Source organism: Janthinobacterium sp. 1_2014MBL_MicDiv (assembly GCF_001865675.1).
Taxonomy (GTDB): Bacteria; Pseudomonadota; Gammaproteobacteria; order Burkholderiales; family Burkholderiaceae_D; genus Janthinobacterium.
The window spans coordinates 3,440,954-3,465,912 of record NZ_CP011319.1; the positions used below are offsets into that span (position 1 = coordinate 3,440,954).

The following is a 24,959-nucleotide window of genomic DNA, read 5'->3' on the forward strand; positions in this document are numbered from 1 at the left end:
CTGATGATCAAGAAACGCTCGGCTTCCGCCGATAAAATCTGTGCCGTTGCCGTTGGGCATTTTTCCGAACATGGCTACGATGCCTCGTCCCTCAGCGACATCGCCGAGCAGGCCGGCATGCGCAAGGCGTCGCTGTACTCGCACTTCGCCGGCAAGGACGCCCTCTTCCTCGATGTTTTCGCCGACGCGCTGGAAGAGGAGCACGCGTTCATGCAAGCCTGCTTCGACGACGAGGCAAACCTGAGTCCGCTAACGCCGGCCACGGGCGGCCAGCTGGCCGGCGCCCTGTATTGCGACCGCATGGCGCAGCGCTACGCGGAGTCGGCCCACCTGCGCTTCCTGCTGCGCACGGCCTACCTGCCGCCCGCCACCTTGCGCGTGCAGGTCGGCAGCGGCTTCGAGGCGCTGCTGGTGCAGCTGCTCCAGTATTACGTCGCCAGCCTGGGCCGCCTGGCGCCGGCATTGCCTGCCGCGCGCATCGAGCTGTATGCGCAAGCCTACCTGGGCATCGTCGACAGCCTGCACGTGGAGCTGATCTACGCAGGCGGCGCCGCCCTGCAGCAGCGCCACGCGGCCCTGTGGCAGATCCTGTCCGACTCGCTGGCGATGGCGGCGCGGGCGGCCTGAAGCCGCGCGGTAGAAGGCCATGCAACATCGTGCCACAGCCACATTACACTTTGGAAACCTAAGATTTCTTCAGTTGACACCCTTGCAGCGCATCCATAAGATGCCCTCATTATTCATTTACGGAGTCCCACGTGGGTACTTGTTCTAGTGACAGTAGCCGATCTTGTATCGGTGATTGCCTCGGCAGCTAAACAGCAAGCAACGCGGAACTTCCTTTCCTCCGTGCCTTGCTGAGCAAGGTGCGGTGTCTCTCGCAGCCAGTCCGGCTGCGCGCCTCTCCCCCTCTTTCCGATCGCGACCGGCTACTGACCCGGATTGCCCGCCGGCGCCATGCTTTGCCATGCGCGCTGGCGGCACGCAAGTCTTGCCTGCGGCTGCGCCGCCCGTCAACACCTCGTCGTGAAAGGAAGAGCCATGAATCTCTTCACCCGCTTATTCGAATCGTTCCTGCGCAAGCGCCACACGGCCGGCCATTTCCGCCGCCGCGCCATGCCGCTGGAAAACAGCACGGCCCGCCCCGTGCCCGACCACCTGGCGCGCCAGCTGCTGGCCGCCGCCCACGAAGACCTGGCGACGGCCCTGAACCGCCTGCATACGCGGGCCGAAGGCTTGCGCGATGCCGAGGCGCAAGTGATCGGCGCGCAAACGGGGCCGAACGAGGTCGAGCATGAAAAACCGCTGGCCTGGTACCAGCACCTGTGGCTGTGCTACAAGAATCCGTTCAACCTGCTGCTGACCGTGCTGGCCATCGTTTCCTACCTGACGGAAGATCCGAAGGCAACCATCGTCATCGGCACCATGGTGATCCTGTCGACCCTGCTGCGCTTCGTGCAGGAAGGCCGCTCGAACCGCGCCGCGGAACGCCTGAAAGCCATGGTCAGCAACACGGCCACCGTGCTGCGCAATGGCCAGCAGGGCGAGCTGCCGATCCGCCAGCTGGTGCAGGGTGACATCATCGTGCTGTCGGCCGGCGACATGATCCCCGCCGACTGCCGCTTGCTTTCCGCGAAAGACCTGTTCGTCAGCCAGGCCGCCATGACGGGCGAATCCCTGCCCGTGGAAAAGATGGCCGAGCTGGCCGACAGCGCGGGGCGCGACCCGATGGAGCTGGCCAACCTGCTGTTCATGGGCACGAATGTGATCTCGGGCGCCGCCACGGCGCTGGTCTTGGCTACCGGCAACCGCACCTATTTCGGCACCATCGCCACGCGCGTGACGGCCACCGAGCGCACGCCGACGGCCTTCGAGGCGGGCGTCAACAGCGTCAGCTGGCTGCTGATCCGCTTCGCCCTCGTGATGGCGCCGCTCGTGTTCCTGATCAACGGCTGGACCAAGGGCGACTGGATGGAAGCGTTCCTCTTCGCCCTGTCCGTGGCCGTGGGCCTGACGCCGGAAATGCTGCCGATGATCGTCACCAGCACCCTGGCCAAGGGCGCCGTGAAACTGTCGAAAAAGAAAGTCGTCGTCAAGCGCCTCGACGCCATCCAGAACTTCGGCGCCATGGACGTGCTGTGCACGGACAAGACGGGCACCTTGACGCAGGACAAGATCGTGCTCGAACGCCACACGGACGTCTTCGGCCAGCCTTCCGACGAGGTGCTGCAATTCGCCTATTTGAACAGCCACTACCAGACAGGCCTGAAAAACCTGCTCGATCGTGCCGTGCTCGACCATGTTGAACTGCAGACGGAAATGCAGCTGGCCCGCGACTATGTCAAAGTCGATGAAATCCCGTTCGATTTCGTGCGCCGCCGCATGTCCGTCGTCGTTTCCGAACGCAACGACCACCATGAGCTGATCTGCAAGGGCGCCGTCGAGGAAATCCTCGCCGCCTGCAGCCATCTGCGCCTGGGCGGCGTGAATATTCCCCTCGACGCCGCCCTGCTGGCCAAGGTGCTGGAGACCACGCACGGCTTGAATGCGGAAGGTTTAAGAGTGGTGGCCGTGGCCGTCAAGGAAGTGCCGCCGCATAAAACCGTGTATGGCGTGGCCGATGAAACGGCGCTGACACTGATCGGTTACGTCGCCTTCCTCGATCCACCCAAGGAATCGACGGCGCCCGCCCTGCGCGCGCTGGCGGAACACGGGGTGACGGTAAAAGTCTTGACGGGAGACAACCACCTGGTGACGGCGAAGATTTGCCGCGAAGTGGGCCTGGCCGTGCATGGCGTGCTGCAAGGCCCGCAGCTCGACGACATGGATGACGCCACCCTGGCCAGGGCGGCCGAGGACAACACCGTGTTTGCCAAGCTCAGCCCGCTGCACAAGGAGCGCCTCGTGCGGGCCCTGCGCGGCAATGGCCATATCGTCGGCTTCATGGGCGACGGCATCAACGATGCGCCGGCCCTGCGCGCGGCCGACATCGGCATTTCCGTCGATTCGGCCGTCGATATCGCCAAGGAAGCGGCCGACATCATCCTGCTGGAAAAGAGCCTGATGGTGCTGGAAGAAGGCGTGCTGGAAGGCCGCCGCACCTTCAGCAACATGCTCAAATACATACGCATGACGGCCAGCTCGAACTTCGGCAATGTGTTTTCCGTGCTGGTGGCCAGCGCCTTCCTGCCATTTTTACCGATGCTGCCGCTGCACTTGCTGGTGCAAAACCTGCTGTATGACGTGTCGCAGATCGCCATCCCGTTCGACAACGTCGACGCCGAACTGATCCAGCAGCCGCTGAGCTGGAACCCACGCGACATCGGCCGCTTCATGGTGTTCTTCGGCCCCATCAGCTCGATCTTCGACATCAGCACCTTCATCCTGATGTGGCATGTGTTTGGCGCGAACAGCCCGGAACAGCAGACCCTGTTCCAGTCCGGCTGGTTCGTCGTGGGCCTGCTGACGCAAACCCTGATCGTGCACCTGATCCGCACGCCCAGGCTGCCCTTCATCGACAGCATCGCGTCCGTGCCCCTGCTGGTGGCGACGACAGCCATCATGGCCGTGGGCGTGTTCCTGCCGATGGGGCCGCTGGCGAGCTATTTCAAGCTGCAGGCTTTGCCGCTGGGCTACTTCCCCTGGCTGCTGGGCATTCTCGTCTGCTACACCCTGCTGACGACGTTCATGAAACGCGTGTACCTGCGCAAATTCGGCTGGCAATAGTATGATGGGCCGCTCTTACCCCTACAAAAGGCGCGCATGAGCGGCTCTTCTCTTTCCAAGCGTAATCTCGCCCTGCTGCTGTCGGCCCTGGTGTTTCCCGGCAGCGGGCATTTCGTCATCGGCCGCAAGGCGCGCGGCTGCCTGTTCCTTGTTCCTGCCCTGGTCGCGCTGGCATTCGTATTGCGCCAGATCATGGCACGCTTGGACCAGGTCATGGCACAGATCGACAGCGGCGCCCTGCCCCTCGACGTGCAATTAATCGTGGAAAGAGTCGATGCGCTGTCCGCCAACGACGGCCCGGCCATGACGGTGGCCGTGGGCGTGCTGGTGCTGTGCTGGCTCGGCAGCCTGGTCGATACCGTGCTGTTGAAACCTTAGGATCAACGTCAAACGAGCATCAAGCCGCATCGTCCTTGACGCGGCGCGTCTTCGGTCCGCGGATGGCGGCGATGCGCGCCTCGCTGCGTTCCTGCACGCGGCCGCTGAACCAGCCCTGCACATCGGCGCCAAAGCCGGCCGGCGCCACGCTGCCGAAACCTTGCGCCAAGTCCAGCAAGCTGGTCTTGGCCAGTTCGGCGCGCATGCTTTTCTCGGCGCGCAGCATCAGTGCATGGATGCCGCACACGCCGCTCGTCATCCAGCCCGGCGGCTCGCCTGCGTACAAGGTGCAGCGGCTGCGGATCTGCTGGCAATCGAACAGCGGTTTCGGCCCTTCGATGGCATCCACCACGTCGAGCACGCTGATCTCGCCCGCGGGGCGCGCCAGCTGGTAGCCGCCGCGGATGCCTTCGGACGCCGTCACGATGCCCGCCTTCTCCAGCTTGGGAAAGATTTTCGCCAGGAAGGAGACGGAGATGCCCTGCAACTCCGCCAGATCGCGGCTGCTGGCAGGCTCGGCAAGCGGCTGGGCCAGATACAGCAGGCAATGCAAGCCATACTCGGTGCCGCTTCCATAATGTGCCATGATGCCATTCCTCCGTTGCAAAACGGGGACTTTATCACTCCACGTTAGCTGCCGCAAGGCGCGACTACAGCGACAGTTCGAACGCCGGATCGGCGGCGGCCAGCGCCGCGGCGCTGTCGGCCGGTGGATAGATCACGCGGCCATTGATGGCCACCTTCATGGCCTTGCCCTCGCTGCCCGTCAGCCACACCTTGCGCTCCCAGCCCTGCGTCACGACCGCGCCCCACGCCCCCAGGTCCAGGCAAGTCACATAGTACGGCTGGCGGTAGGGCCGCGTCGCCAGTCCCAGCAGGTCTGCCACGGCATTGTCGCCCGACGAGCGGCCAAGGAACATGGCGTGCTGACAGCTCATCAGCGTGTGATTGCCTGCGTCATCCGTGGCGGCGACGGCGGCGTCGCCCGTGGCAAAGACCTTGCCGGCGCCAGGCACGCGCAAGTCAGGCGCCACCCGCAGGCGTCCCGCGGTATCTTTCTCGCCGGGAATCTGCGCCGTCAGCGCGCTGGCCCGCACGCCCGCCGTCCACACCACGGTGTGCGCCTCGATGCGCTCGCCATCGGCGGTGCTCAAGCCGCCCGCGTCGATGGCGGCAACCGCCGAACCAAGCCGGCATTCCACGCCCAGCTCGGCCAGCGCCTGTTCGATCACGGGGCGCGGTCCCGGCCCCAGGTCGGGACCGATATCGGGTGCCCGCTCGACAATGATCACCTTGATATCGGCATCCGCGCCCAGGATGGCGCGCAGGCGCGACGGCAGTTCGGCCGCCAGCTCGATGCCCGTGAAGCCGCCGCCGGCCACGACGACGGTATTGCGCGCGGCCGATGCGGGCCGGGCGGCCAGCGCGTGCAGGTGCGCATCGAGCGCCACCGCTTCGTCGCGCTGGTCGGTGCTGAAGGCAAACTCTTGCAGGCCAGGGATATTCGGCCGGAACAGGCTGCTGCCGGCCGCCAGCACCAGGCGGTCGTAGGCCACGGTCGAACGGCTGCCATCGGCAGCCACGATGTCGACTTCGTCGCTGTCGCTGCGGATGGCTTCGACCTTGCCGGCGATGAAGCGCACACCCGTGTCGTCGAACAGTTGCTGTAACGGCGCCACCATGCCGGCGGGTGCCGGTTCGTACAGGCGCGGGCGCATCGTCAACATGGCTTCCGGCGCCACCAGCGCCACTTCGACCTCGCCGGCGGGCATATTTTCCAGCCTCAGGCGACGCACGGCCGCCAGGGCACTCCACAATCCGGCAAAGCCGGCACCAATGATCAATACGCGCTGTGTCATGTTTTTCTCCTTGAGTTGATAACGCAGACTATATCACTCCGCGTTATAGCGTGCAAGCGGGCATGCAAAAACGCGACAGCCTGCCTTGCGGTCTGTGCCGCACTCGCGTAGATTCGCGGCACGACGACGAGGGAAAGCCCCATGCAACAGGAATTGGAAACATTGCTGACAGCCGCGTTCAAGAGCGAGCGGGCACAGGCGCGCCGGCTGGCCGCGCGGGAAGGCATCGCGGACGACACGGCGTTGCAGCGGATACTGGAACAGGCAGCGGGCACCTTGGGCCTGGCCGCCCTGCTGGCGACACGGCTGCAGGCGCACGCCGCCGAAGCGCAGCGCAAGGCGCAAAAAATCAGCGACCGCCAGCAGGCGCAGGCGGCGCGGCGCGTGCAGGCGGTGCCGGCTTCGGCCTGGCGCGGCTGGTTCGATGGCTCGGCCCACCCGAACCCGGGCAAGCTGGGCATAGGCGCCCTGCTGCTGGGGCCGCATGGCGAACGCATCGAAGTGAGCCAGGCGGCCGGCCATGGCAATAGCAGCGAGGCGGAATATGCGGCCCTGACGGCCGTGCTGCAGGCGGCACTCGGCGTGCGCCCGCCCCAGCTCTTGCTGTACGGCGACAGCCAGGTGGTGATCAATGACGTGCTGGGGACGACGCCGGTCGGCGCCAGGGGGCTGGAAACGCAGCGGGCCACCGTCGTGGCCCTGCTGGAACAATTCAATGATGTAACGTTGCGCTGGATTCCGCGCCACCGCAATGGCGAGGCGGACCGGCTGTCGCAGCTGGCGATCGCCGGCTGGGTGGAGGAAGAGGCTATTCCTCCGTTGGCAGATTAAGCGGCGCGGCCGATCCGCAAGGCTTCCTTCGGCTCTTTCGCCAGCGGCCGCTTCATCCCCTTCAAGCCGCTGACGCTGGCTTGCTGGCCATTGAGCTTGAAGACGCTGACGACTTGCGCCAGGTTGTGCGCCTGATGCTGCATCGATTCGGCGGCCGCCGCCGATTCTTCCACCAAGGCTGCATTCTGCTGCGTCACGGCATCCATCTGGCCGATGGCGCGGTTGATCTCGTCGATGCCCACGCTTTGCTCGCTGCTGGCGGCCGTGATTTCCGTGATGATGTCGCTCACGCGCTGCACGCTGTCGACGATGTCGTTCATGGTCGAACCGGCCTGCGCCACCAGCATGCTGCCCGCGTTGACCTGCTCCACCGAGGCGCCGATGAGGGTCTTGATCTCTTTCGCGGCGCTGGCCGAACGCTGCGCCAGGTTGCGCACTTCGGACGCCACGACGGCAAAGCCGCGGCCCTGCTCGCCCGCGCGCGCCGCTTCCACGGCCGCGTTCAAGGCCAGGATATTCGTCTGGAAGGCGATGCCGTCGATCACGGAAATGATGTCGACGATCTTGTTCGACGAGGCATTGATCGATTCCATCGTGCCCACCACCTGCGCCACCACCTCGCCGCCCTTGACGGCCACCTGCGCCGCCGACGCCGCCAGTTGATTCGCCTGGCGCGCATTGTCCGCGTTCTGCTTCACGGTGCTGGTCAGCTCTTCCATCGACGAAGCCGTCTCTTCCAGCGAACCGGCCTGCTCTTCCGTGCGGCTCGACAGGTCCTGGTTGCCGGCGGCAATTTGCGTCGACGAGGTGGCGATGCTGTCCGTGCCGCTGCGCACTTCGCTGACGATGGTCAGCAAGCTCGTGTTCATGTCCTTCAGGGCCAGCAGCAGTTGCCCGGTTTCATCCTTGGCGCTGGCGTCGATCTGCGCCGTCAGGTCGCCATCGGCCACCTTGCGCGCCACGTCCACGGCCGTGCGCAGCGGGCGCACGATACCCATCGTCAACAACCAGGCGCACACGACGCCAAAGCCCAGCGCCAAGGCAGCCAGCACCAGCAGCAGGTTGCGGCTGGTCTTGGCCACTTCATCGATATCGCGCGCCGTGGCGTCGATGCTGGCGCGCTGGTGTTCCAGCATGTTCATGATGACTTTCTGGTACTTCGCCGAGCCCGGCACGAAGACGGCCTGAAAAGCCTTTTCCGCCTCGGCTTCCTGGCCGCCCGCCTTCAGTTTCGACACTTGCTCGCGCGCATCCAGATACACCTTGCGCTGTTCGCTGACCTGGCGGAACAATTCCGTTTCTTGCGGACCAGAAATCAGGGCTTCGATTTTCTTTTGCAGTTCGCCCGAGACGACGGACGACTGCTTCGCTTCTTCCGCGAAATACGCTCCCAGCGACGTGTCGGCGCTGCGCACGATGGCCGTGGTGCGGCGGATGCCGCTGTCGATCTTGCTGTACCAGTCGGAAATATAGCGTTCCTTGGCCAGCGGCTGCTCCATCATGTTGCGCGTGGCCGTGGCCACGTCATGCAAGCGCCACACGCTGATGCCCGTAATAAGCATGGAGAACAGCAAAATCACGGCAAAACCCAGGCCGAGGCGCACACCAATACTGACGTTTCTTAACAAATTCATGTGAATATCCTAAAAAAGCGGAACCAGACTACAAAAGAGTACAAAGGAAAGGCCGAACACGGCAGCCACTGCCGCGGGCAAGCACTGCTGCGCTTGCCCCTGATTCGAATATGCGCTTAGCCCAGGCGCAAGGCTGGCGGCGACGCCGGGCGCCGGGCGCCCTGCAAACCGCCGGCCATGGCTTGCTGGCCATTGAGCTTGAACACGCTGACGACTTGCGCCAGGTTGTGCGCCTGGTGCTGCATCGATTCGGCGGCCGCCGCCGATTCTTCCACCAAGGCTGCATTCTGCTGCGTCACGGCATCCATCTGGCCGATGGCGCGGTTGATCTCGTCGATGCCCACGCTTTGCTCGCTGCTGGCGGCCGTGATTTCCGTGATGATGTCGCTCACGCGCTGCACGCTGTCGACGATGTCGTTCATGGTCGAACCGGCCTGCGCCACCAGCATGCTGCCCGCGTTGACCTGCTCCACCGAGGCGCCGATGAGGGTCTTGATCTCTTTCGCGGCGCTGGCCGAACGCTGCGCCAGGTTGCGCACTTCGGACGCCACGACGGCAAAGCCGCGGCCCTGCTCGCCCGCGCGCGCCGCTTCCACGGCCGCGTTCAAGGCCAGGATATTCGTCTGGAAGGCGATGCCGTCGATCACGGAAATGATGTCGACGATCTTGTTCGACGAGGCATTGATCGATTCCATCGTGCCCACCACCTGCGCCACCACCTCGCCGCCCTTGACGGCCACCTGCGCCGCCGACGCCGCCAGTTGATTCGCCTGGCGCGCATTGTCCGCGTTCTGCTTCACGGTGCTGGTCAGCTCTTCCATCGACGAAGCCGTCTCTTCCAGCGAACCGGCCTGCTCTTCCGTGCGGCTCGACAGGTCCTGGTTGCCGGCGGCAATTTGCGTCGACGAGGTGGCGATGCTGTCCGTGCCGCTGCGCACTTCGCTGACGATGGTCAGCAAGCTCGTGTTCATGTCCTTCAGGGCCAGCAGCAGTTGCCCGGTTTCATCCTTGGCGCTGGCGTCGATCTGCGCCGTCAGGTCGCCATCGGCCACCTTGCGCGCCACGTCCACGGCCGTGCGCAGCGGGCGCACGATACCCATCGTCAACAACCAGGCGCACACGACGCCAAAGCCCAGCGCCAAGGCAGCCAGCACCAGCAGCAGGTTGCGGCTGGTCTTGGCCACTTCATCGATATCGCGCGCCGTGGCGTCGATGCTGGCGCGCTGGTGCTCCAGCAAGTCCAGCACCATCTTCTGGTACTTGGCGGCGGCCGGCACGAAGGTTTTTTCAAACACATCGTTGGCGGCCTCGACCTGCGATTCGCCCTTCAGCTTGTAGACCTGGTCGCGCGAACCGATATACACCTTGCGCTGCTCCAGCAAGCCCGCGAACATGGCCTTTTCCTCCGGCTTGTCGATCAGTGCCTCGATCTTCTTTTGCAGCTCGGCCGAGCTGGCCGACGAGACTTTCGATTCCTCGGCGAAATAGCCGCTAAGCGAGGTGTCGCTGCTGCGGGCGATGGCGATCGTGCGGCGCACGGCGCTGTCGATGCGGCCATACCAGTCGGAAATATAACGTTCCTTGGCCAGCGGCTGCTCCATCATGGTGCGCGTGGCCGTGGCCACGTCATGCAAGCGCCACACGCTGATGCCGGTAATAAGCATGGAAAACAGCAAAATCACGGCAAAACCGAGTCCGAGCCGGACACCGATGCTGACGTTGCGTAATACATTCATGTAACTATCCTAAAAAGCCCCAAGGCCAGCGTGGCAACAGGCTGGCGATCCCGCTCAAGAGCGGGCGCTGGCTGGCCGCTATAGCGAATCGGCATAAAAAGTGAAACTGGCGCACGGTTCGGCTGAACCGTGCGCCAGGAAATGCGCTAGCGTGCGCCTTGCAGAAAAAGCAAACAATGCTTAGGGTCAATTGTTTCTCAAAAAACCCTCCCGGCACCGGGGTGTCAGGACTTGTCGAGGGCAATGCAACGCCGTCCTGGACTTTTCCTGGCGGCCTAGGCGGCCAGTTTCTCGATCAGACCCATGTCGGCGCTGGACATCAGCTGGTCGATATCGACCAGAATCAGCATGCGCTCGTCGATGGTGCCCAGGCCGATCACGTATTCCGTGTTGATCGAACGGCCCATGTCCGGCGCCGGCTTGATTTGTTCGGGCAGCAAGGTGGTGACGTCGGAGACGCGGTCGACCACCATGCCCACCACGCGGTTGCCGATATTGAGGATGATGACGACGGTGAACTGGTCGTAGCTGGGCGTGCCCAGGTTGAACTTGATGCGCATGTCGACGATCGGCACGATGATGCCGCGCAGGTTGACCACGCCCTTGACGAACTCGGGGGCGTTGGCGATGCGCGTCGGCGTTTCATAGCTGCGGATTTCGCTGACTTTCTGGATGTCGATGCCGTACTCTTCCTGGCCCAGGGTAAAAGCCAGGTATTCGGCAGCCTTGGCAACGGCCGCGCCAGATTCGCTGGAAGTGGTGCTCATGATAATCCTTTAGTTAAATCGCCCGGGGGCGCAGGCCACGGCACGCTGCATGCATGCCGTTGACGTGACAAGAGCCAGCCGCAAGGAATGGCTCCGACTTATATGTTTTTGCAAATACTTTCCTGCAATTAGCTTATGCTTCTAATTTCCGTGCGGCAATGTTACCCCATGTAAATTTTACATGCACTAAAAAAGAGCGTCTGGCGGCGGGCTTCATTGCCAAAGAGGAAATTACGTGGCAAAAACGGCACGCTGCGCGGCCCCCATCGGATCGCCGGCACAGGCGCCGGTACTGCCCGGCCCGCCGTTTTATGCCACACTGCGGCCTTTGCCTCCCTTGTCTTTTAGAAGTCTGAACCATGCATACCTTGCTTTCCCAATGGCAGCCGCGCCTGCTGGCGCTGGCCACGGCCGGCCTCGGCGACGACAGCGCCCACGACATCAACCACCTGCACCGCGTCTGGCGCAATGCCGAACTCCTGCTGCAGGAGCATGCCGACGCAGATGCGCTCGTGGTCTTGGCCGCCTGCTATCTGCACGACCTGGTCAACCTGCCGAAAAACCATCGCGAGCGCCACCTGGCGTCGCGCCAGGCGGCCGCGCTGGCCTGCCGCCAGCTGGAGGAACTCGATTTCCCGGCGGATAAACTCGCTGCCGTCGGCCACGCCATCGAAACGCACAGCTTTTCCGCCAATCTGCCGCCGCACACCATCGAAGCGCAAATCGTGCAGGATGCCGACCGCATCGATGCGCTCGGCGCCGTGGGGCTGGCGCGCCTGTTCTATACGGCGGCGCGCATGGACAGCGCGCTGGCGCATGGCGCGGACCCGCTGGCGCAGCATCGCGAGCTTGACGACAAGGCATATGCGCTCGACCATATCGTCACCAAGCTGGACAAGCTGCCCGGCAAGATGCAGACGGCGGCGGGACGCGCCCTGGCCGAACGGCGGCTGGCCGTGCTGACGGATTTCCGCGCCACCTTTGCCGCCGAATGGGGCGCCGCTTCCGGTCCGGCTTGATGGCGATAGCCAGCATCGCGCATGCTGTCTATAATATAAGGCTCAGCTATCGCGCCACGGCAGCACCGCGTCGGCGCAACGCCAACAACTGAACCCCGCTGGCCGCACGGCTGCGCGGGGTGTGCGCCGAAAGCATGCATGTCCGATAAAACCAGCCCCGACAGCCATTCCACGTCTTCCCCCGCCGCGCCAGTACGTGCCGGCAACCTCAATTTCATCCTCGTCTGCGTCTTCATCGACATGCTGGGCATCGGCCTGGTGGTGCCCGTGCTGCCCATCCTGATCGGCGACTTTGTCGACGGCAAGGATGCGCAGGCGTTCTGGTACGGCATCATGGCGGCCGTCTTCGGCTTGCTGCAATTCATCTTCATGCCCATGCTGGGCGCCATCAGCGACCGCGTGGGGCGCCGCCCCGTACTGCTGTATTCGATGGCGGGCATGAGCGTCAACTTCCTCACCACGGGCTGGGCGCCCAACCTGGCCTGCCTGTTCATCGGCCGCGTCATCGGCGGCGTCTCGTCGGCCAGCATGTCCGTCGCGGCCGCGTATGCATCCGACGTCTCCACGCCGGACAACCGCGCCAAGAGCTTCGGCAAGATCGGCGCCGCCTTCGGCCTGGGCTTCATCTGCGGCCCCATGCTCGGTGGCCTGCTGGGCGAAATCAATCTGCACCTGCCGTTCTACGTGGCGGCGGGCCTGTCGGCAGGCAATTTCATCTATGGCTACTTCATGGTGCCCGAATCGCTGGCACGGGGACCGGGGCCGCGCGCGCCGTTCACCCTGGCCCGCATCAACCCGTTCGCGGCCCTGCTGAAACTGGCGCGCCGCACGGAAATCCGCGGCCTCGTGGTGGCTTTCGGCCTGATGACGTTTGCGCAGATGATGCTCAACACGACGTGGGTGCTGTACACGCACTTCCGCTTCGACTGGACGCCGCGCCAGAACGGCATCGCCCTGTTCTGCGTGGGACTGTGCGCGGCCGTGGTGCAGGCGGGCCTGCTGGGCATCCTCATCAAGCGCTTTGGCGAAGTGCGCCTGTCGCTGCTGGGCATGGCGTCGGGCGCCCTCACCTATCTGCTGTATGGCCTGGCCACGCAGGGCTGGATGATGTATGCGCTGATCCTGTGCAACCTGCTGGCCTTTGCCGCCGGCCCGGCCCTGCAAGGCATCATCTCGAAGTCATCCAACGCCGGCGAACAGGGAGAATTGATGGGCTCCCTGCAATCGATCAGCAGCCTGGCCATCATCATCATGCCTTTGCTAGGCAGCATGATCCTCGGCGAAGTGAGCCACCTGCCGGCGCAGGACTGGCGCATCGGCAGCACCTTCTACCTGTGCGCCATCATGCAAACCGGGGGCATCGTCGTGGCCTGGCGCTACTTCAAGGCGCAGCGCCAGACGCGACTTGCGGTTTCCACCACAAAGTAGTCAGCAGGATAATATTGCATTTGAGAAATAAATAGGCGAGAATGGGGAATCAGCCGCGCGTTACCGACGTCCGGCATTCGATGGTGAGCAAGGATGGGTATGACTGACTTTTATTCCAGCGCCTGGCGCCGAACCGTGGCCATGCTGGCGCTGGCGCTGCCATCCCTGGCTGGCGCGCAATGCTCGCGCGACATCCAGGTGCCCGTGGCGGCCATCGGCGCCAGCGTCGTGATCAATGGCGCCAGCATCGGCGGCATCTACCCCGACATGCTGCGCAGCATGGGCGCCAAGGTGGGCTGCCATTTCGTCTTCACGGCCGTGCCCCGCGCGCGCCTGGAAGCGATGTTCGAGACGGGCAAGGCGGACATGCTGATCCCCGCCAGCAGCACGCCGCGGCGCGACCAGCACGGCCTGTTCATCCCCCTGATGGGCAACCGGCCCCTGCTCATTTCGCTGCAAGGCGCGCGCGCGCCCATCAGCACCATGCAGGAATTGATGGAGCGGCGCGAATTGCGCGTGGCGCTCGTACGCGGCTACGACTATGGCACGCCGTACCAGGCGCTGGCCAAGGAACTCTCCAGCCAGGGCCGCCTGTTCTACGAGGTCGACGCGCTGTCCGTGGCACGCCTGATGCAAAGCGGCTTCATCGACGCCACCATCATGAGTCCCACCATCCTCGCCGGCGTGGCGCAAAACGATGCGCGCGTGTACGGCCTGGCCGACCGCCTGCGCCTGGAAGCGCTGCCCGAGCTGCCCTGGGGCATGAGCGGCGTCTATCTGTCGCGCAAGACCTTGACGGCCGATGACCAGGCCACCCTGCGCGAACTGCTGGAAAAGGCGGGCCGCTCGGGCACGCTGATGGATGGCTTCCAGCGCCATCACCGGCAGGAACTCTTGTCGCTGAGCATACGTCCCCGCTAGGGCCCTCGCATGTCGGGTTTGGTCGTCGCCGTCGTCCTGTTTGCCGCCCTGCTGCACGCCAGCTGGAACGCCATCGTCAAGTCGGGCAAGGATACCTTCCTCAGCACGGTGCTGGTCTCCGTCGGCGCGGCCCTGATTTCGCTGGCGGTCCTGCCGTTCGTCGCCGCTCCCGCGCCCGCCAGCTGGCCCTACCTGGCTGCCTCGGCCGTGGCCCAGCTGGCCTATTATTCGCTGCTGGCGGCCGCCTACAGGGCGGGCGACATGAGCCACGCCTACCCCCTGATGCGCGGCAGCGCGCCGCTGATCGTCGCGCTGGCCAGCTGGCCCCTGATCGGCGAGCGCCTGTCCTTCACGCAGATGGGCGCCGTCGGCTGCATCTGCGCCGGCATCTTCGCCCTGTATATTGCCTCGCGCACGCCCGCCATCGGCGGCATGCCGAAAAACACGGGGCGCGCCACGGCCTTTGCGCTGGGCAATGCCTGCGTCATCGCCAGCTACACGCTGATCGACGGCATCGGCGTGCGCCTGTCCGGCGCGCCGGCCGCCTATACCATGTGGATTTTTGTCTTGAACGGCGCCGGACTCTTGCTGTGGACGGCGGTGCGCCGCCCGGCCGACCTGCTGGCGTATGCACAAACGCAATGGCATCTGGCCGCGTTCGGAGGTTTCGGCACCCTGGCCTCGTATGGCCTGGCCCTGTGGGCCATGACGCAGGCGCCCGTGGCCGCCATCGCCGCCCTGCGCGAAACGTCGATTTTGTTCGCCATCGCCATCGCGGCCCTGTTCCTGCGCGAAAAAATCAGCCCCCGCCGCTACCTGGCCATCGGCCTGATCGCGGCGGGCGCCGTGCTGATGCGCGCAGGCTAAGGCTTACTCGTTCGGCGCGATCGGCAACTCGATGGCGCTGGCCGCCCCTGCCGCGTGGTACACGCGCTGCGTGGCCTTCCTATAATGGCCCGGGTCGGCCAGGAAGATGTTCGGCACGTAGTTTTGCGGGTTGCGGTCATACAGCGGGAACCAGCTCGACTGTATTTGCACGGCGATGCGGTGGCCGGGCAGGAAGACGTGATTCGCGTTCGGCAAGGCGAAGCGGTAGCGCTCGACCTTGCCTGCCGGTATCGGCGTCGGGTGCTCGAAGCTGTCGCGGTAGCGCCCGCGGAAGATATCCATCGCCACGCCCAGCTGGTAGCCGCCCATGGCCGGCTGCGACGGCACTTCGTCCGGATACACGTCGATCAGTTTCACCACCCAGTCGGCATCCGTGCCGCTGGTGGCGGCAAACAGGTTGACCATCGGTGCGCCGGCGATGCGCACGGCTGTTTTCAAGGGCTCGGAAACATAGCTGAGCACGTCCGTGCGGTCGGCATAGCCGCGCTGGTCGCTGACCAGCCATGGCTTCCACACGTCGCCATCGTTCAGGCGCACGGGACGGGGCACGAAGGGCACGGGCTTGGCGGGATCGGCCACGTATTCATCGAAGGCGCCTTCAGCCGCATCCGCGGCGCCCGATGGCGTCGCAAAGCCCAGCTTGTAGCCATCCTGCAGATAGATCGGCGTCAGCTTGGTGTCGCACGTCTCGCACGCCAGCGGCCACTGCTGCAGGCGCTGCCACTGGTTCGTGCCGCTCTGGTACGACACCACGGGCGCCGTGTTCGCGTCCGGCGCGCCATCCTTCAGGTATTGGTTGAGGAATGGCTGCATGACTTTGGCGCGGAACTGGCGCGCCGTGTCGCCGTCGAACTTCAAGGCGCCCAGGCTCGAGCCTTCATAATTGACGCCGCTGTGGCGCCACGGGCCGATGGCCAGGTAATTGAGGTTGTTGCGCTTGTCGCGCCCTTCCATCGCCGAGTAAGTGGCATACGGGCCATAGATGTCTTCCTGGTCCCATTGCCCCACCACGTGCATGGTGGGCACGATCAGCGGACGCTTGGCGAGGATCTTGTCGAGCGCCTGTTCCTGCCAGTAGCTGTCATAGGCCGGGTGTTCGAACAGCTTTTTCGTGTACGTCAGCTTGTCGATGCCGAACTTCTTCGCGTAGTCGCCGGCCGAGCCGATGCGCAGGTAGGCGTCGTAATCGTCATACACGCCGAGGGCCGGCGATTCGCCGCCGCCGCGCACGCTGGTCTGGCCCGCGATGTACGACAGGCTCGGCATGCGGAAGGCGCCGTTGTGGAACCAGTCGTCGCCGCGCCAGCCATCGACCATGGCGCTCATGGGGATGGCCACCTTCAGCGCCGGATGCGGGTCGACCAGGGCCATCAGCACCGTGTGGCCCTCGTAGGAAGAGCCCAGCATGCCCACCTTGCCATTCGTTTCCGGCACGTTTTTCACGAGCCAGTCGATGGTGTCCCACGCATCGGTGACATTGTCGACCTTGGTATTGTTCAGCGGGCCGCGCACGGGGCGCGTCATCACGTAATCGCCTTCGGAGCCGTACTTGCCGCGCACGTCCTGGAACACGCGGATATAGCCGTTTTCCACCAGGGTGTCGTCGCCCTGCGGCAAGGTGGCCAGCATGCTGGGGCTGGCGGCGCGCTGGGCCCGGCGTGCCGCGTTGTACGGCGTGCGCGTGAGCATGATCGGCGCTTTTTGCGCGCCTTTCGGCACGACGATCACCGTGTACAGCTTGACGCCGTCGCGCATGGGCACCATCACCACGCGCTTGACGTAATCATTCAGATCCGGCATCACCAGCTTGGCGCCGATATCGGGCGCCATCGGCGGCGTTTGCGCCAGCACGGGGGTGGCAAACACGGAATTCAAGGTGGTACTCAAAGCCAAGGCCAGACCGGTGAGCCGGACGGGGGACGCAACGCGCATACTGTTCTCCAATGGGTTCTTGCCACGTAAAAGTGGCCGAATGGCAATAGTACCCGGAAAGCAAGGCCAGCAGAAGGCAAGCTTCTGACGCGGCGCAGCAGATAAATCGGACCGCAACTTGACAGAACGCGTCCGAACTGCAACCATAACGCCATGAAATTTATTCATTCACAACACGCCCGCTTGAATTGGTGGTCCCGCTCACTCCGCGCGGCCACTGCATAGTGATGTGATTTATGATCAACGCCGCCTCGATCGGTGGCGTAACAGGCTGGAGCCTGGATCATCCCCGATGCAGGCGGCTCGAAAGGAAACTTGATGAGCTTGCCTAATACCCCCGCTACCCCAGACACCGAGAATACCCCTGCCGCGCCGCTGTCGGCCGCCGCCATCGCTTCGCAATCCGTGATCCTGACGGGCGACCGTCCTACCGGCCCCTTGCACCTGGGCCATTTCGTGGGCAGCCTGCGCGACCGCGTTGCCTACCAGAACAGCTACAAGCAATTCATCATGCTGGCCGACGCGCAGGCGCTGACGGACAATATGGACGACATCGACAAGGTGCACCGCAACGTCGTCGAAGTGGCGCTCGACTACCTGGCCGTCGGCATCGATCCGACGAAAACCACGGTCTTCATCCAGTCGCAGATCCCGGAACTGGCCGAGCTGACCTTTTATTACCTGAACATCGTCACCGTGGCACGCCTCGAGCGCAACCCTACCGTCAAGGAAGAGATCCGTTTGCGCGGCTTCGAGCGCGACATCCCGGCCGGCTTTTTGACCTATCCGGCCAGCCAGGCGGCCGACATCACGGCCTTCAAGGCGGGCGTGGTGCCCGTGGGCGAAGACCAGATTCCGATGATCGAGCAGACGAATGAAATCGTGCGCCGCTTCAACCGCATGTACAACCGCGAAGTGCTGATGGAATGCAAGGCGCTGGTGCCGGACATCGGCCGCCTGCCCGGCATCGACGGCAAGGCGAAGATGAGCAAGTCGCTGGGCAACACCATCAACCTGGGCGCGACCTCGGCCGAAATCACGGCCGCCGTGAAAAAAGTCTATACCGACCCGCTGCACCTGCGCGTGGAAGACCCGGGCCACCTGGAAGGCAATATCGCGTTTACCTATCTGGATGCCTTCGACCCGGAAAAAGCGGCGCTGGCCGAGATGAAGGCCCATTACGTGCGCGGCGGCCTGGGCGACAGCATCGTCAAGAAACGCCTGGATGTGGTCTTGCAGGAACTGCTGGCGCCGATCCGCGCGCGCCGCGAGGAATTCGCCAAGGACAAGGGACAAGTCATCCAGATGCTGAAGGAAGGCACCTTCAAGGCGCGCGAAGTGGCGGCCCGCACGGCCGATGAAGTCAAGTCGGCGCTGGGTCTGAACTACTTCTAAGCTGCGTCTCATTAACAAATAGCAATAGCAAACTGATGCGCCTTGGCGGAGTCGGGTAAAATCCCGCTTCCCCCAGGGCGCAATTCATTTGTCACCGTGGCACCAGCAATCAGTAGAGAAGACAACGCGCAATGACCGATACCGCTATCGAACGGCTGCTGCAGCAGCATTTTTCCATCGATGCGCTGCAACAGGCGCCCGCGCCCCTGCAGCAGGCGCTGCGCATGCTGGGCGGCTGGCTGGCCGCCGAACGCAGCGAAGCGTATCCGCACACGCCGTACGCCGAACTGCTGACGCAATTGGCCGACACGCGCCCGCCCGCGCACGGCATGGCGGTGGCGGACTTCCTGCAAGAGCTCGATACGACCGTGCTGGCCAATACGGCCCAGCTGAACCACCCGCAATACATCGGCCACATGACCCAGGCCTTGCCCTGGATCAGCGTGCTGGCCGAGGCGTTTACGGCCACCCTGAACCAGAACCAGGTGAAGATCGAGACGGCGTATGTGTCGACCCTGATCGAAAAGCAGATGCTCGGCTGGCTGCACCGCCAGGTGTACCAGCAACCCGATAGCGTCTACGCGCAGGCGATGGCCGCCACCAGCGGCGCGCTGGGCAATGTCGTCAATGGCGGCACCATGGGCAATTTGACGGCCCTGGCCGTGGCGCTGGAAAAACAGTTGCCCGGCACGCGCAAGCGCGGCCTGTTTGCCGCCATGCAGGATGCCGGCCATGCGGGACTGGCCGTGATCGGCTCGGCCCGCAGCCATTATTCCGTAAAGAAAGCGCTGGCGACCCTGGGACTCGGTGAAAACGCGCTGCACCTGGTGGCCGTGGACCGCGACAACCGCATCGATGTCGCCGCGCTGGAAGCGACCATTGCCGATTTAAAACTGCGCAAGATCAAGGTCGTTGCCATGATCGGCATCGCCGGCACGACGGAAACGGGCGCCATCGACCCGCTGGCCGCCATGGCCGCCATTGCCGCGCGAGAAAACATCTGGTTCCATGTGGACGCGGCCTGGGGCGGCGCCCTGCTGATCGCCGAGCAATACCGTCCGCTGTACGACGGCATCGCCCTGGCCGACTCCGTCGTCATCGACGGCCACAAGCTGCTGTGGGTGCCGATGGCGCAAAGCATGGTGCTGTTCAAGGACAGCGCCAGCCTGAACCTGCTCAAGCACAATGCCAACTACATCCTGCGCGACAATTCGGGCGACCTGGGCCAGACCTCGCTGGAAGGCTCGCGCCGCTTCGACGCCTTGAAACTGTGGACCTCGTTCAAGGTGCTGGGCGTGTCCGGCTACACGACCCTGCTGCAGCAGGCGGCCACCCTGTCCGGCCAGTTGCAGGATTTGCTGGCCGACCAGCAGGATTTCGAGCTGGTCACGCGCTCCGACACCTTCATTCTGACCTACCGCTACGTGCCCGTGCACTTGCGCCAGCGCATGGAAGCCTTGCTGGCCGGCGGCCAGGCAGACGCAGCCGCCGAACTGAACAGACAACTGAACACGCTCAACGCCAAGCTGCAAAACCGCCAGAAGGCGGAGGGCCACAGCTTCGTCTCGCGCACGGTGCTCGAATCGACGCGCTACCCTGGCCCGACCAATGTGCTGCGCGTGGTCATGACGAATGTCAAGACACGCCCCCACCACTTGCGCGCCATCCTGGCCGAACAGCGCGCCATCGGCCAGGCGCTGGTGGCGGAACTGGGCTTGCAGGATTGACCATTATCAAAAATCAATAGTCTGCGCCAGCCGGCAGTGCTAGAATTTTGACTGGAGATGGCATTCCTCCCACGCAACTCTTCGTGAACCGCCCCCGGGCTGATGATGCCTGCAGACTTTCCTGGACTTCCGGAAAAATGCAGGCGCGCACCCAGCGCCCAGACATCGCCCGCCGCCTGTCCAGGTTCCATCGACTCCAGACTGGACACGCATGATGACCCGCCGCCCTGCCTTCCTCGCCGCCCTCGCCGACTTGTTGTTGCATCTCGTTAAATGGCTGCTGATCGCATTCGCCGTGGCCGTGCTGGCCGGCACGGCGTCGGCCGCTTTCCTGTTCGCCCTCGACTGGGCGACGCGCACGCGCCTGGCGCACGCCTGGCTGCTCTGGCTGCTGCCCGTGGCCGGCTTTGCCGTCGGCTGGCTGTACTTGCGCTACGGCAGCAAGGTCGAAGGCGGCGCGAATATGCTTATCGATGAAATCCACGATCCGAAAAACATCATTCCGCTGCGCATGGCGCCGCTGGTGCTGGGCGCCACCGTCGTCTCGCATTTGTTCGGCGCCTCCGTCGGGCGCGAAGGCACGGCCGTGCAGATGGGCGGCGCGCTGGCCGACCAGTTGACGCGCCTGTTCCGTTTGAAGAATGAAGACCGCCGCATCATCCTGATGGCCGGCATCAGCGCCGGCTTTGCCTCCGTCTTCGGCACGCCGCTGGCGGGCGCCATCTTCGGCCTGGAAGTACTGGCCATCGGCCGCTTGCGCTACGAAGCCATGCTGCCCTGCCTGGCCGCGGCCGTCATCGCCGACCAGGTGGTCCTGCTGTGGGGGCCGCTTTTGCACATTGCCCACACGCATTACGCCGTACCGCCGGTCCCCGCCATCTCGGCCTGGACGCTGGGCGCCATGGTCATCGCGGGCGTGCTGTTCGGCGTGACCGGTAAAGTGTTTGCGCAAGCCACGCACGGCTTGAGCGGGCTGATGAAGCGCTGGGTCGCCTACCCTCCCCTGCGCCCGCTGGCGGGCGGCCTCGCCGTCGCCCTCGCCGTGTGGCTGCTGGGCACGGACCGCTACATCGGCCTGGGCATTCCCACCATCGTCGACGCGCTCAAGGGGCCGCTGCCGGCGCATGACTTCCTCGGCAAGATGGCGTTTACCATTGTTTCGCTCGGCACCGGCTTCAAGGGCGGCGAAGTGACGCCCCTGTTCTACATCGGGGCGACATTGGGCAATGCGCTGGGGCCGCTGCTGCACCAGCCCGTCACCCTGCTGGCCGCCATCGGCTTTGTCGCCGTGTTTGCCGGCGCAGCGAATACCCCCATCGCCTCGACCCTGATGGCCATGGAACTGTTCGGCGCGGAGATCGGCGTGTACGCAGCCATCGCCTGCGTCGTGGCCTACCTGTTTTCCGGCCATGCGGGCATTTACCGGGCGCAGCGGGGCGGCCATGCGAAGCGCACAGCCAGCAAGGAGCTTGATACATGACACAGAATATCTACGACAACGACGCCTTTTTCACGGCCTACGGCCAGCTGCCCCGCTCCGTTGGCGGACTCGACAGCGCACCCGAATGGCCGGCCCTGCGCGCCATGCTGCCGCAGCTGCAAGGAAAACAGGTGCTGGACCTCGGCTGCGGCTATGGCTGGTTTTGCCGCTGGGCACTGGATGCCGGCGCGGCGCGCGTGCTGGGCGTGGATGTCTCGGAAAAGATGCTGGCGCAGGCGCGTGCCATGGGGGAACGCGCAGCCGTCAGCTATGCCCGACTTGATATGGAACAACTGGCCTTGCCGCCGGCCAGCTACGACCTCGTCTACAGTTCGCTGGCATTCCACTACATCGAGCGCTTCGACGCCTTGCTGGCAGCCATCCGCCATGGCTTGAAACCGGGCGGCAAGCTGGTGTTTTCCATCGAGCATCCCATCTTCATGGCGCCGCGCCAGCCCGGCTGGCTGACGGATGCGCAAGGCCGCAAGAGTTGGCCCGTCGACAGTTACCAGCAGCAGGGCACGCGCGTGTCGGACTGGCTGGCGCCAGGCGTCGTCAAGCAGCACCGCACGCTGGGTACGACGCTGAATTTATTGATACAAGCCGGTTTCCAGATTGAACACGTGGAAGAATGGGGTCCCACCGACGAACAGCTGACGCAACAGCCGGCGCTGGCGGAAGAGCGCGAGCGGCCGATGCTGCTGCTCATCGGCTGCGGTCTCGGCTAAGCACGCCGTCAGCTGGCCACGTTGCGCGTAAAGCGCAAGGTGGAGGCGCCCGCATTGACGTAGGCATACGCTTGCGCGCTGCTGAAGACCAGAAAATCGCCCGTGGTCAGGTGTTTGGTCCCAGCCGCCAACTCCAGCTGCAACTGCCCTTCCAGCACATAAATCATTTCACTGAATCCGGCAGGGTCGGCTTGCGCATCGTAGCGCTCGCCCGGCGCCAGGGTCCATGACCACAGCTCCACCTGGCGGCTGGCGGGGGCCGCGCCCAGCAGCACGGCCTGGCTCGCCTGCGATGCACTTTGCCACACCAGCACGCGCAGGCTGTCGTGCGGCTGCCGCGGCGGCTGGACCAGGTCGACGAAGGCCACGTTCAGCGCGGCCGCCACGTGGTCGAGGTTGGCCAGGCTGATGTTGGTGCCGCCCGCCTCAACGCCGTTGAGCATGCGCCGGCTCAGGCCGGACAGACGGGCCAGTTCCTCCTGGCTCAGTCCGGCAGCCAGGCGCAGGCGCCGCAGATTTTTGGACAGGTGTGCCAGCACGCCACCGGCCTCGGCTTGACTGCGCAATATATTGCTCCTATGATGATGGGAAATATTTTGCTCATAGCATAGCTCCCCATGAAAACACACGCAAGTCCCCCGCCCGCCCTCGGCCTGCCCGAACTGGCCCTGATCGCCATCACCTTCATCTGGGGCGGCACCTTCCTCATCGTGCAGCACGCCGTGACGGTCAGCGGCCCGCTGGCCTTCGTTGCCGCCCGCTTCGCCGTCGCCGCCGGTATCGGCGCCCTGATTTGCCGGGGCCAGCTGCGCCAATTGACGAAGGCGGAGTTGCTGACGGGTATGGCGATTGGCGTCAGCATCTTTGGCGGCTACGCGCTGCAAACCTATGGCTTGATGCATATCACGAGCAGCAAGTCGGCCTTCATCACGGCCTTCTATGTGCCCATCGTGCCGCTGGTGCAATGGCTGGCCTTCAAGCAGCGGCCCCATCCGGCCGTGTGGGCGGCCGTGGCGCTGGCCTTTGTTGGCTTGCTGCTGCTCACCGGCACCGATGGCCTGAGCATGGGCTTTGGCAAAGGCGAGCTGATGACGGCCGTGGGCGCCATCGCCATCGCGCTGGAAATCATCCTCATCAGCCGCGTTTCGCCGCAACTGAACATCCTGCGCGTGACCATCGTGCAACTGGCCACGGCGTCGCTGATCGCCCTGCTGCTGATGCCCGTCATGGGCGAAGCGCCGCCCGCCCTCAGCCAGACCTTCCTCCTCAGCGTGCTGGCCCTGGGCTGCGCCAGCGCGCTGATCCAGTACGTGATGAACTGGGCGCAAAAGCGCATTTCCGCCACCAAGGCTACCCTGATCTATGCGGGCGAGCCCGTGTGGGCCGGCGTCATCGGCCGCATCGCCGGCGAACGCCTGCCAGCCCTGGCCATCGTCGGTGCGATCCTGATCATCGGCGCCGGCATCCTCAGCGAATGGCGGCCGAAGCGCACGCCGGACGCCGGCAAGGCCGTGCAACCCTGAATTTCATTCCACGCCGCGCCGCAGTGCCGGCTCGCCATGCAAGGCAAACGGCACGGCCCTGGCCCAGCGGTTCGAGGATAGCGAGAACGTCAGCGCGCGCACCTGGTGGTACCAGCCGGCGGGCACGTACAGCATGTCACCCGGCTCGACGATGCATTCGATCATGGTCGCCTGGCGCGCCAGCGGGAAGCGCTGGAAATCGGGCGCCTCGGGGTCGAAAGGCGAGCCGAACAGGATGGCGTTCGCCTCGCTGGGATACAGGAAGGCATCGTGGTGCGGCGGCGATAAAAAGATGCGCTTGCTGCCCCACACTTGCGCAAAGATATTGTCGTCGTAATCGCAATGCAGCGGCGTCACCGTGCCGGCCGGCCCGACCCAGAAGCGTGGCGGCCCCATCTTGTCGAAATACGCGGGCCAGTGGCACAGGCTGTTCAATTCGCGCAGCTCCAGGTTGCCCAGGTAAGGCGGCAGCGCGTGCTGTCCCTCTTCCACCAGGTCCAGGTATGCCCCCATCGACATATCCTGCATGGCGCGGTCGGGCGCGAACGCCGTGTTGATGTAGTCGCCCACGCGCGCGCGCACGGGCACGTGACTGTAGCGCTCGCGCAAGACGCCGGGCGCCAGCCCGGACAAGGGCCAGCGCTTGACCAGGCCGCTCATCAGGAAAGGCAGGCCCAGCGCGGCGCGGGCGCGGAAGGCGGCCGCGTCCAGCATGCCCAGGCGCGGCACCTCGGCGATGGCCGGCAAGTGGCGCGCGGCGCGCCGGATGGCCTCGCGCATGGCGTGGATGGACGTCACGCCGCGCACCTGCGCATCCTTGTGCTCGCGCGCGAGCTTGCGGGCAAGGGCCGCCTCGGGCGAGCTGAATTCGGCTGGCGGCCGCGGCGGCAAGGCGCGGGCCGCGCCAGGCGCCGTGGCGGACTGGGGAGGTAACTTTTTCTCTACTGACATAAGCTTCTTTACGATGGACGCGTTGCCTGGCAGACG

The 24,959-nt window shown here is 64.6% G+C and carries 21 protein-coding genes and 1 riboswitch; of the genes, 13 read left to right on the forward strand and 8 right to left on the reverse strand.

Annotated features, from left to right (window positions below; all coding sequences use genetic code 11):
* The first annotated feature begins 3 nt into the window (after positions 1 to 3).
* The 3 genes from YQ44_RS14805 (at position 4) to YQ44_RS14815 (ending at position 4,104) form a co-directional block, all read left to right on the forward strand.
* The gene (locus YQ44_RS14805) at positions 4 to 627 is read left to right on the forward strand and encodes a TetR/AcrR family transcriptional regulator (protein ID WP_083411869.1); all 624 of its coding nucleotides are present in this window, start codon (positions 4 to 6) and stop codon (positions 625 to 627) included.
* A gap of 414 nt (positions 628 to 1,041) precedes the next feature.
* Positions 1,042 to 3,726, forward strand: a complete 2,685-nt coding sequence (mgtA, locus tag YQ44_RS14810) for a magnesium-translocating P-type ATPase (RefSeq protein ID WP_071324039.1) — start codon at positions 1,042 to 1,044, stop codon at positions 3,724 to 3,726.
* Between the two features lie 36 nt (positions 3,727 to 3,762).
* A complete protein-coding gene (locus tag YQ44_RS14815; protein WP_071324040.1) occupies positions 3,763 to 4,104 on the forward strand; it encodes a DUF6677 family protein in 342 nt (113 codons plus the stop codon).
* Positions 4,105 to 4,123: 19 nt separating this feature from the next.
* On the opposite strand, the gene YQ44_RS14820 is transcribed toward YQ44_RS14815, so the two are convergent.
* Together YQ44_RS14820 and YQ44_RS14825 are read right to left on the reverse strand one after the other, a co-directional pair.
* Positions 4,124 to 4,690: an RrF2 family transcriptional regulator gene (locus YQ44_RS14820; RefSeq protein ID WP_071324041.1), complete on the reverse strand. Its 567-nt coding sequence runs from the start codon at positions 4,688 to 4,690 to the stop codon at positions 4,124 to 4,126.
* 64 nt (positions 4,691 to 4,754) lie between these two features.
* Positions 4,755 to 5,963 carry an NAD(P)/FAD-dependent oxidoreductase gene (locus YQ44_RS14825; protein ID WP_071324042.1) on the reverse strand — a complete coding sequence of 403 codons (1,209 nt, stop codon included), beginning with the start codon at positions 5,961 to 5,963 and terminating at the stop codon, positions 4,755 to 4,757.
* Between the two features lie 141 nt (positions 5,964 to 6,104).
* Between YQ44_RS14825 and YQ44_RS14830 the strand changes: the two genes are divergently transcribed.
* Positions 6,105 to 6,794 (forward strand): ribonuclease HI family protein, encoded by a 690-nt coding sequence (locus YQ44_RS14830; RefSeq protein WP_071324043.1) that lies wholly within the window; start codon positions 6,105 to 6,107, stop codon positions 6,792 to 6,794.
* Here the strand turns inward: YQ44_RS14830 and YQ44_RS14835 are convergent.
* The 3 genes from YQ44_RS14835 to YQ44_RS14845 form a co-directional block, all read right to left on the reverse strand.
* Positions 6,791 to 8,428, reverse strand: a complete 1,638-nt coding sequence (locus YQ44_RS14835; protein ID WP_071324044.1) for a methyl-accepting chemotaxis protein — start codon at positions 8,426 to 8,428, stop codon at positions 6,791 to 6,793. The genes YQ44_RS14830 and YQ44_RS14835 overlap by 4 nt on opposite strands.
* A 116-nt stretch (positions 8,429 to 8,544) precedes the next feature.
* Complete coding sequence (locus YQ44_RS14840) at positions 8,545 to 10,164, reverse strand: methyl-accepting chemotaxis protein (RefSeq protein WP_071324045.1); 1,620 nt, start codon at positions 10,162 to 10,164, stop codon at positions 8,545 to 8,547.
* A gap of 275 nt (positions 10,165 to 10,439) precedes the next feature.
* Complete coding sequence (locus YQ44_RS14845; RefSeq protein ID WP_071324046.1) at positions 10,440 to 10,931, reverse strand: chemotaxis protein CheW; 492 nt, start codon at positions 10,929 to 10,931, stop codon at positions 10,440 to 10,442.
* A gap of 359 nt (positions 10,932 to 11,290) precedes the next feature.
* Here YQ44_RS14845 and YQ44_RS14850 point away from each other — a divergent pair, with 359 nt between their 5' ends.
* The 4 genes from YQ44_RS14850 (at position 11,291) to YQ44_RS14865 (ending at position 15,166) form a co-directional block, all read left to right on the forward strand.
* Positions 11,291 to 11,950, forward strand: a complete 660-nt coding sequence (locus tag YQ44_RS14850; RefSeq protein WP_071324047.1) for an HD domain-containing protein — start codon at positions 11,291 to 11,293, stop codon at positions 11,948 to 11,950.
* A gap of 138 nt (positions 11,951 to 12,088) precedes the next feature.
* Positions 12,089 to 13,378 carry a TCR/Tet family MFS transporter gene (locus tag YQ44_RS14855; RefSeq protein WP_071324048.1) on the forward strand — a complete coding sequence of 430 codons (1,290 nt, stop codon included), beginning with the start codon at positions 12,089 to 12,091 and terminating at the stop codon, positions 13,376 to 13,378.
* A gap of 99 nt (positions 13,379 to 13,477) precedes the next feature.
* On the forward strand, positions 13,478 to 14,299 hold the full coding sequence (locus tag YQ44_RS14860; RefSeq protein WP_071324049.1) for a substrate-binding periplasmic protein: 822 nt from the start codon (positions 13,478 to 13,480) through the stop codon (positions 14,297 to 14,299).
* A gap of 9 nt (positions 14,300 to 14,308) precedes the next feature.
* Positions 14,309 to 15,166: a DMT family transporter gene (locus YQ44_RS14865; protein ID WP_071324050.1), complete on the forward strand. Its 858-nt coding sequence runs from the start codon at positions 14,309 to 14,311 to the stop codon at positions 15,164 to 15,166.
* Positions 15,167 to 15,169: 3 nt separating this feature from the next.
* Here the strand turns inward: YQ44_RS14865 and YQ44_RS14870 are convergent, their stop codons facing one another.
* Complete coding sequence (locus YQ44_RS14870; RefSeq protein ID WP_232250903.1) at positions 15,170 to 17,074, reverse strand: CocE/NonD family hydrolase; 1,905 nt, start codon at positions 17,072 to 17,074, stop codon at positions 15,170 to 15,172.
* Between the two features lie 363 nt (positions 17,075 to 17,437).
* On the opposite strand from YQ44_RS14870, the gene trpS reads away from it, so the two are divergent.
* The 4 genes from trpS to YQ44_RS14890 all read left to right on the forward strand — a co-directional run bounded on the left by trpS (position 17,438) and on the right by YQ44_RS14890 (position 22,449).
* Entirely contained in the window at positions 17,438 to 18,514 is a 1,077-nt protein-coding gene (trpS, locus tag YQ44_RS14875; RefSeq protein WP_232250904.1) for a tryptophan--tRNA ligase, read from the forward strand.
* Between the two features lie 131 nt (positions 18,515 to 18,645).
* The gene (locus YQ44_RS14880) at positions 18,646 to 20,241 is read left to right on the forward strand and encodes a pyridoxal-dependent decarboxylase (RefSeq protein WP_071324052.1); all 1,596 of its coding nucleotides are present in this window, start codon (positions 18,646 to 18,648) and stop codon (positions 20,239 to 20,241) included.
* 44 nt (positions 20,242 to 20,285) lie between these two features.
* Positions 20,286 to 20,360: riboswitch (Fluoride riboswitch) on the forward strand.
* Positions 20,361 to 20,452: 92 nt separating this feature from the next.
* Entirely contained in the window at positions 20,453 to 21,721 is a 1,269-nt protein-coding gene (locus YQ44_RS14885; protein ID WP_071324053.1) for a voltage-gated chloride channel family protein, read from the forward strand.
* The gene (locus YQ44_RS14890; protein ID WP_071324054.1) at positions 21,718 to 22,449 is read left to right on the forward strand and encodes a class I SAM-dependent methyltransferase; all 732 of its coding nucleotides are present in this window, start codon (positions 21,718 to 21,720) and stop codon (positions 22,447 to 22,449) included. Before YQ44_RS14885 ends, YQ44_RS14890 begins: the two co-directional genes overlap by 4 nt.
* A gap of 8 nt (positions 22,450 to 22,457) precedes the next feature.
* On the opposite strand, the gene YQ44_RS14895 is transcribed toward YQ44_RS14890, so the two are convergent.
* Positions 22,458 to 23,015, reverse strand: a complete 558-nt coding sequence (locus YQ44_RS14895) for a helix-turn-helix domain-containing protein (RefSeq protein WP_083411870.1) — start codon at positions 23,013 to 23,015, stop codon at positions 22,458 to 22,460.
* 51 nt (positions 23,016 to 23,066) lie between these two features.
* Here YQ44_RS14895 and YQ44_RS14900 point away from each other — a divergent pair, with 51 nt between their 5' ends.
* Positions 23,067 to 23,972: a DMT family transporter gene (locus tag YQ44_RS14900; RefSeq protein WP_071324055.1), complete on the forward strand. Its 906-nt coding sequence runs from the start codon at positions 23,067 to 23,069 to the stop codon at positions 23,970 to 23,972.
* Positions 23,973 to 23,975: 3 nt separating this feature from the next.
* On the opposite strand, the gene YQ44_RS14905 is transcribed toward YQ44_RS14900, so the two are convergent.
* Positions 23,976 to 24,923, reverse strand: coding sequence for a cupin-like domain-containing protein (locus tag YQ44_RS14905; protein ID WP_071324056.1), 948 nt, complete (start codon positions 24,921 to 24,923; stop codon positions 23,976 to 23,978).
* Positions 24,924 to 24,959 lie beyond the last annotated feature (36 nt).

Bases quoted from the DNA above. Each gene is read 5' to 3' on its own strand.
- YQ44_RS14805 (WP_083411869.1), top strand. From the start codon at position 4: ATGATCAAGAAACGCTCGGCTTCCGCCGATAAAATCTGTGCCGTTGCC.
- mgtA (WP_071324039.1), top strand. From the start codon at position 1,042: ATGAATCTCTTCACCCGCTTATTCGAATCGTTCCTGCGCAAGCGCCAC.
- YQ44_RS14815 (WP_071324040.1), top strand. From the start codon at position 3,763: ATGAGCGGCTCTTCTCTTTCCAAGCGTAATCTCGCCCTGCTGCTGTCG.
- YQ44_RS14820 (WP_071324041.1), bottom strand. From the start codon at position 4,690: ATGGCACATTATGGAAGCGGCACCGAGTATGGCTTGCATTGCCTGCTG.
- YQ44_RS14825 (WP_071324042.1), bottom strand. From the start codon at position 5,963: ATGACACAGCGCGTATTGATCATTGGTGCCGGCTTTGCCGGATTGTGG.
- YQ44_RS14830 (WP_071324043.1), top strand. From the start codon at position 6,105: ATGCAACAGGAATTGGAAACATTGCTGACAGCCGCGTTCAAGAGCGAG.
- YQ44_RS14835 (WP_071324044.1), bottom strand. From the start codon at position 8,428: ATGAATTTGTTAAGAAACGTCAGTATTGGTGTGCGCCTCGGCCTGGGT.
- YQ44_RS14840 (WP_071324045.1), bottom strand. From the start codon at position 10,164: ATGAATGTATTACGCAACGTCAGCATCGGTGTCCGGCTCGGACTCGGT.
- YQ44_RS14845 (WP_071324046.1), bottom strand. From the start codon at position 10,931: ATGAGCACCACTTCCAGCGAATCTGGCGCGGCCGTTGCCAAGGCTGCC.
- YQ44_RS14850 (WP_071324047.1), top strand. From the start codon at position 11,291: ATGCATACCTTGCTTTCCCAATGGCAGCCGCGCCTGCTGGCGCTGGCC.
- YQ44_RS14855 (WP_071324048.1), top strand. From the start codon at position 12,089: ATGTCCGATAAAACCAGCCCCGACAGCCATTCCACGTCTTCCCCCGCC.
- YQ44_RS14860 (WP_071324049.1), top strand. From the start codon at position 13,478: ATGACTGACTTTTATTCCAGCGCCTGGCGCCGAACCGTGGCCATGCTG.
- YQ44_RS14865 (WP_071324050.1), top strand. From the start codon at position 14,309: ATGTCGGGTTTGGTCGTCGCCGTCGTCCTGTTTGCCGCCCTGCTGCAC.
- trpS (WP_232250904.1), top strand. From the start codon at position 17,438: ATGAGCTTGCCTAATACCCCCGCTACCCCAGACACCGAGAATACCCCT.
- YQ44_RS14880 (WP_071324052.1), top strand. From the start codon at position 18,646: ATGACCGATACCGCTATCGAACGGCTGCTGCAGCAGCATTTTTCCATC.
- YQ44_RS14885 (WP_071324053.1), top strand. From the start codon at position 20,453: ATGATGACCCGCCGCCCTGCCTTCCTCGCCGCCCTCGCCGACTTGTTG.
- YQ44_RS14890 (WP_071324054.1), top strand. From the start codon at position 21,718: ATGACACAGAATATCTACGACAACGACGCCTTTTTCACGGCCTACGGC.
- YQ44_RS14900 (WP_071324055.1), top strand. From the start codon at position 23,067: ATGAAAACACACGCAAGTCCCCCGCCCGCCCTCGGCCTGCCCGAACTG.
- YQ44_RS14905 (WP_071324056.1), bottom strand. From the start codon at position 24,923: ATGTCAGTAGAGAAAAAGTTACCTCCCCAGTCCGCCACGGCGCCTGGC.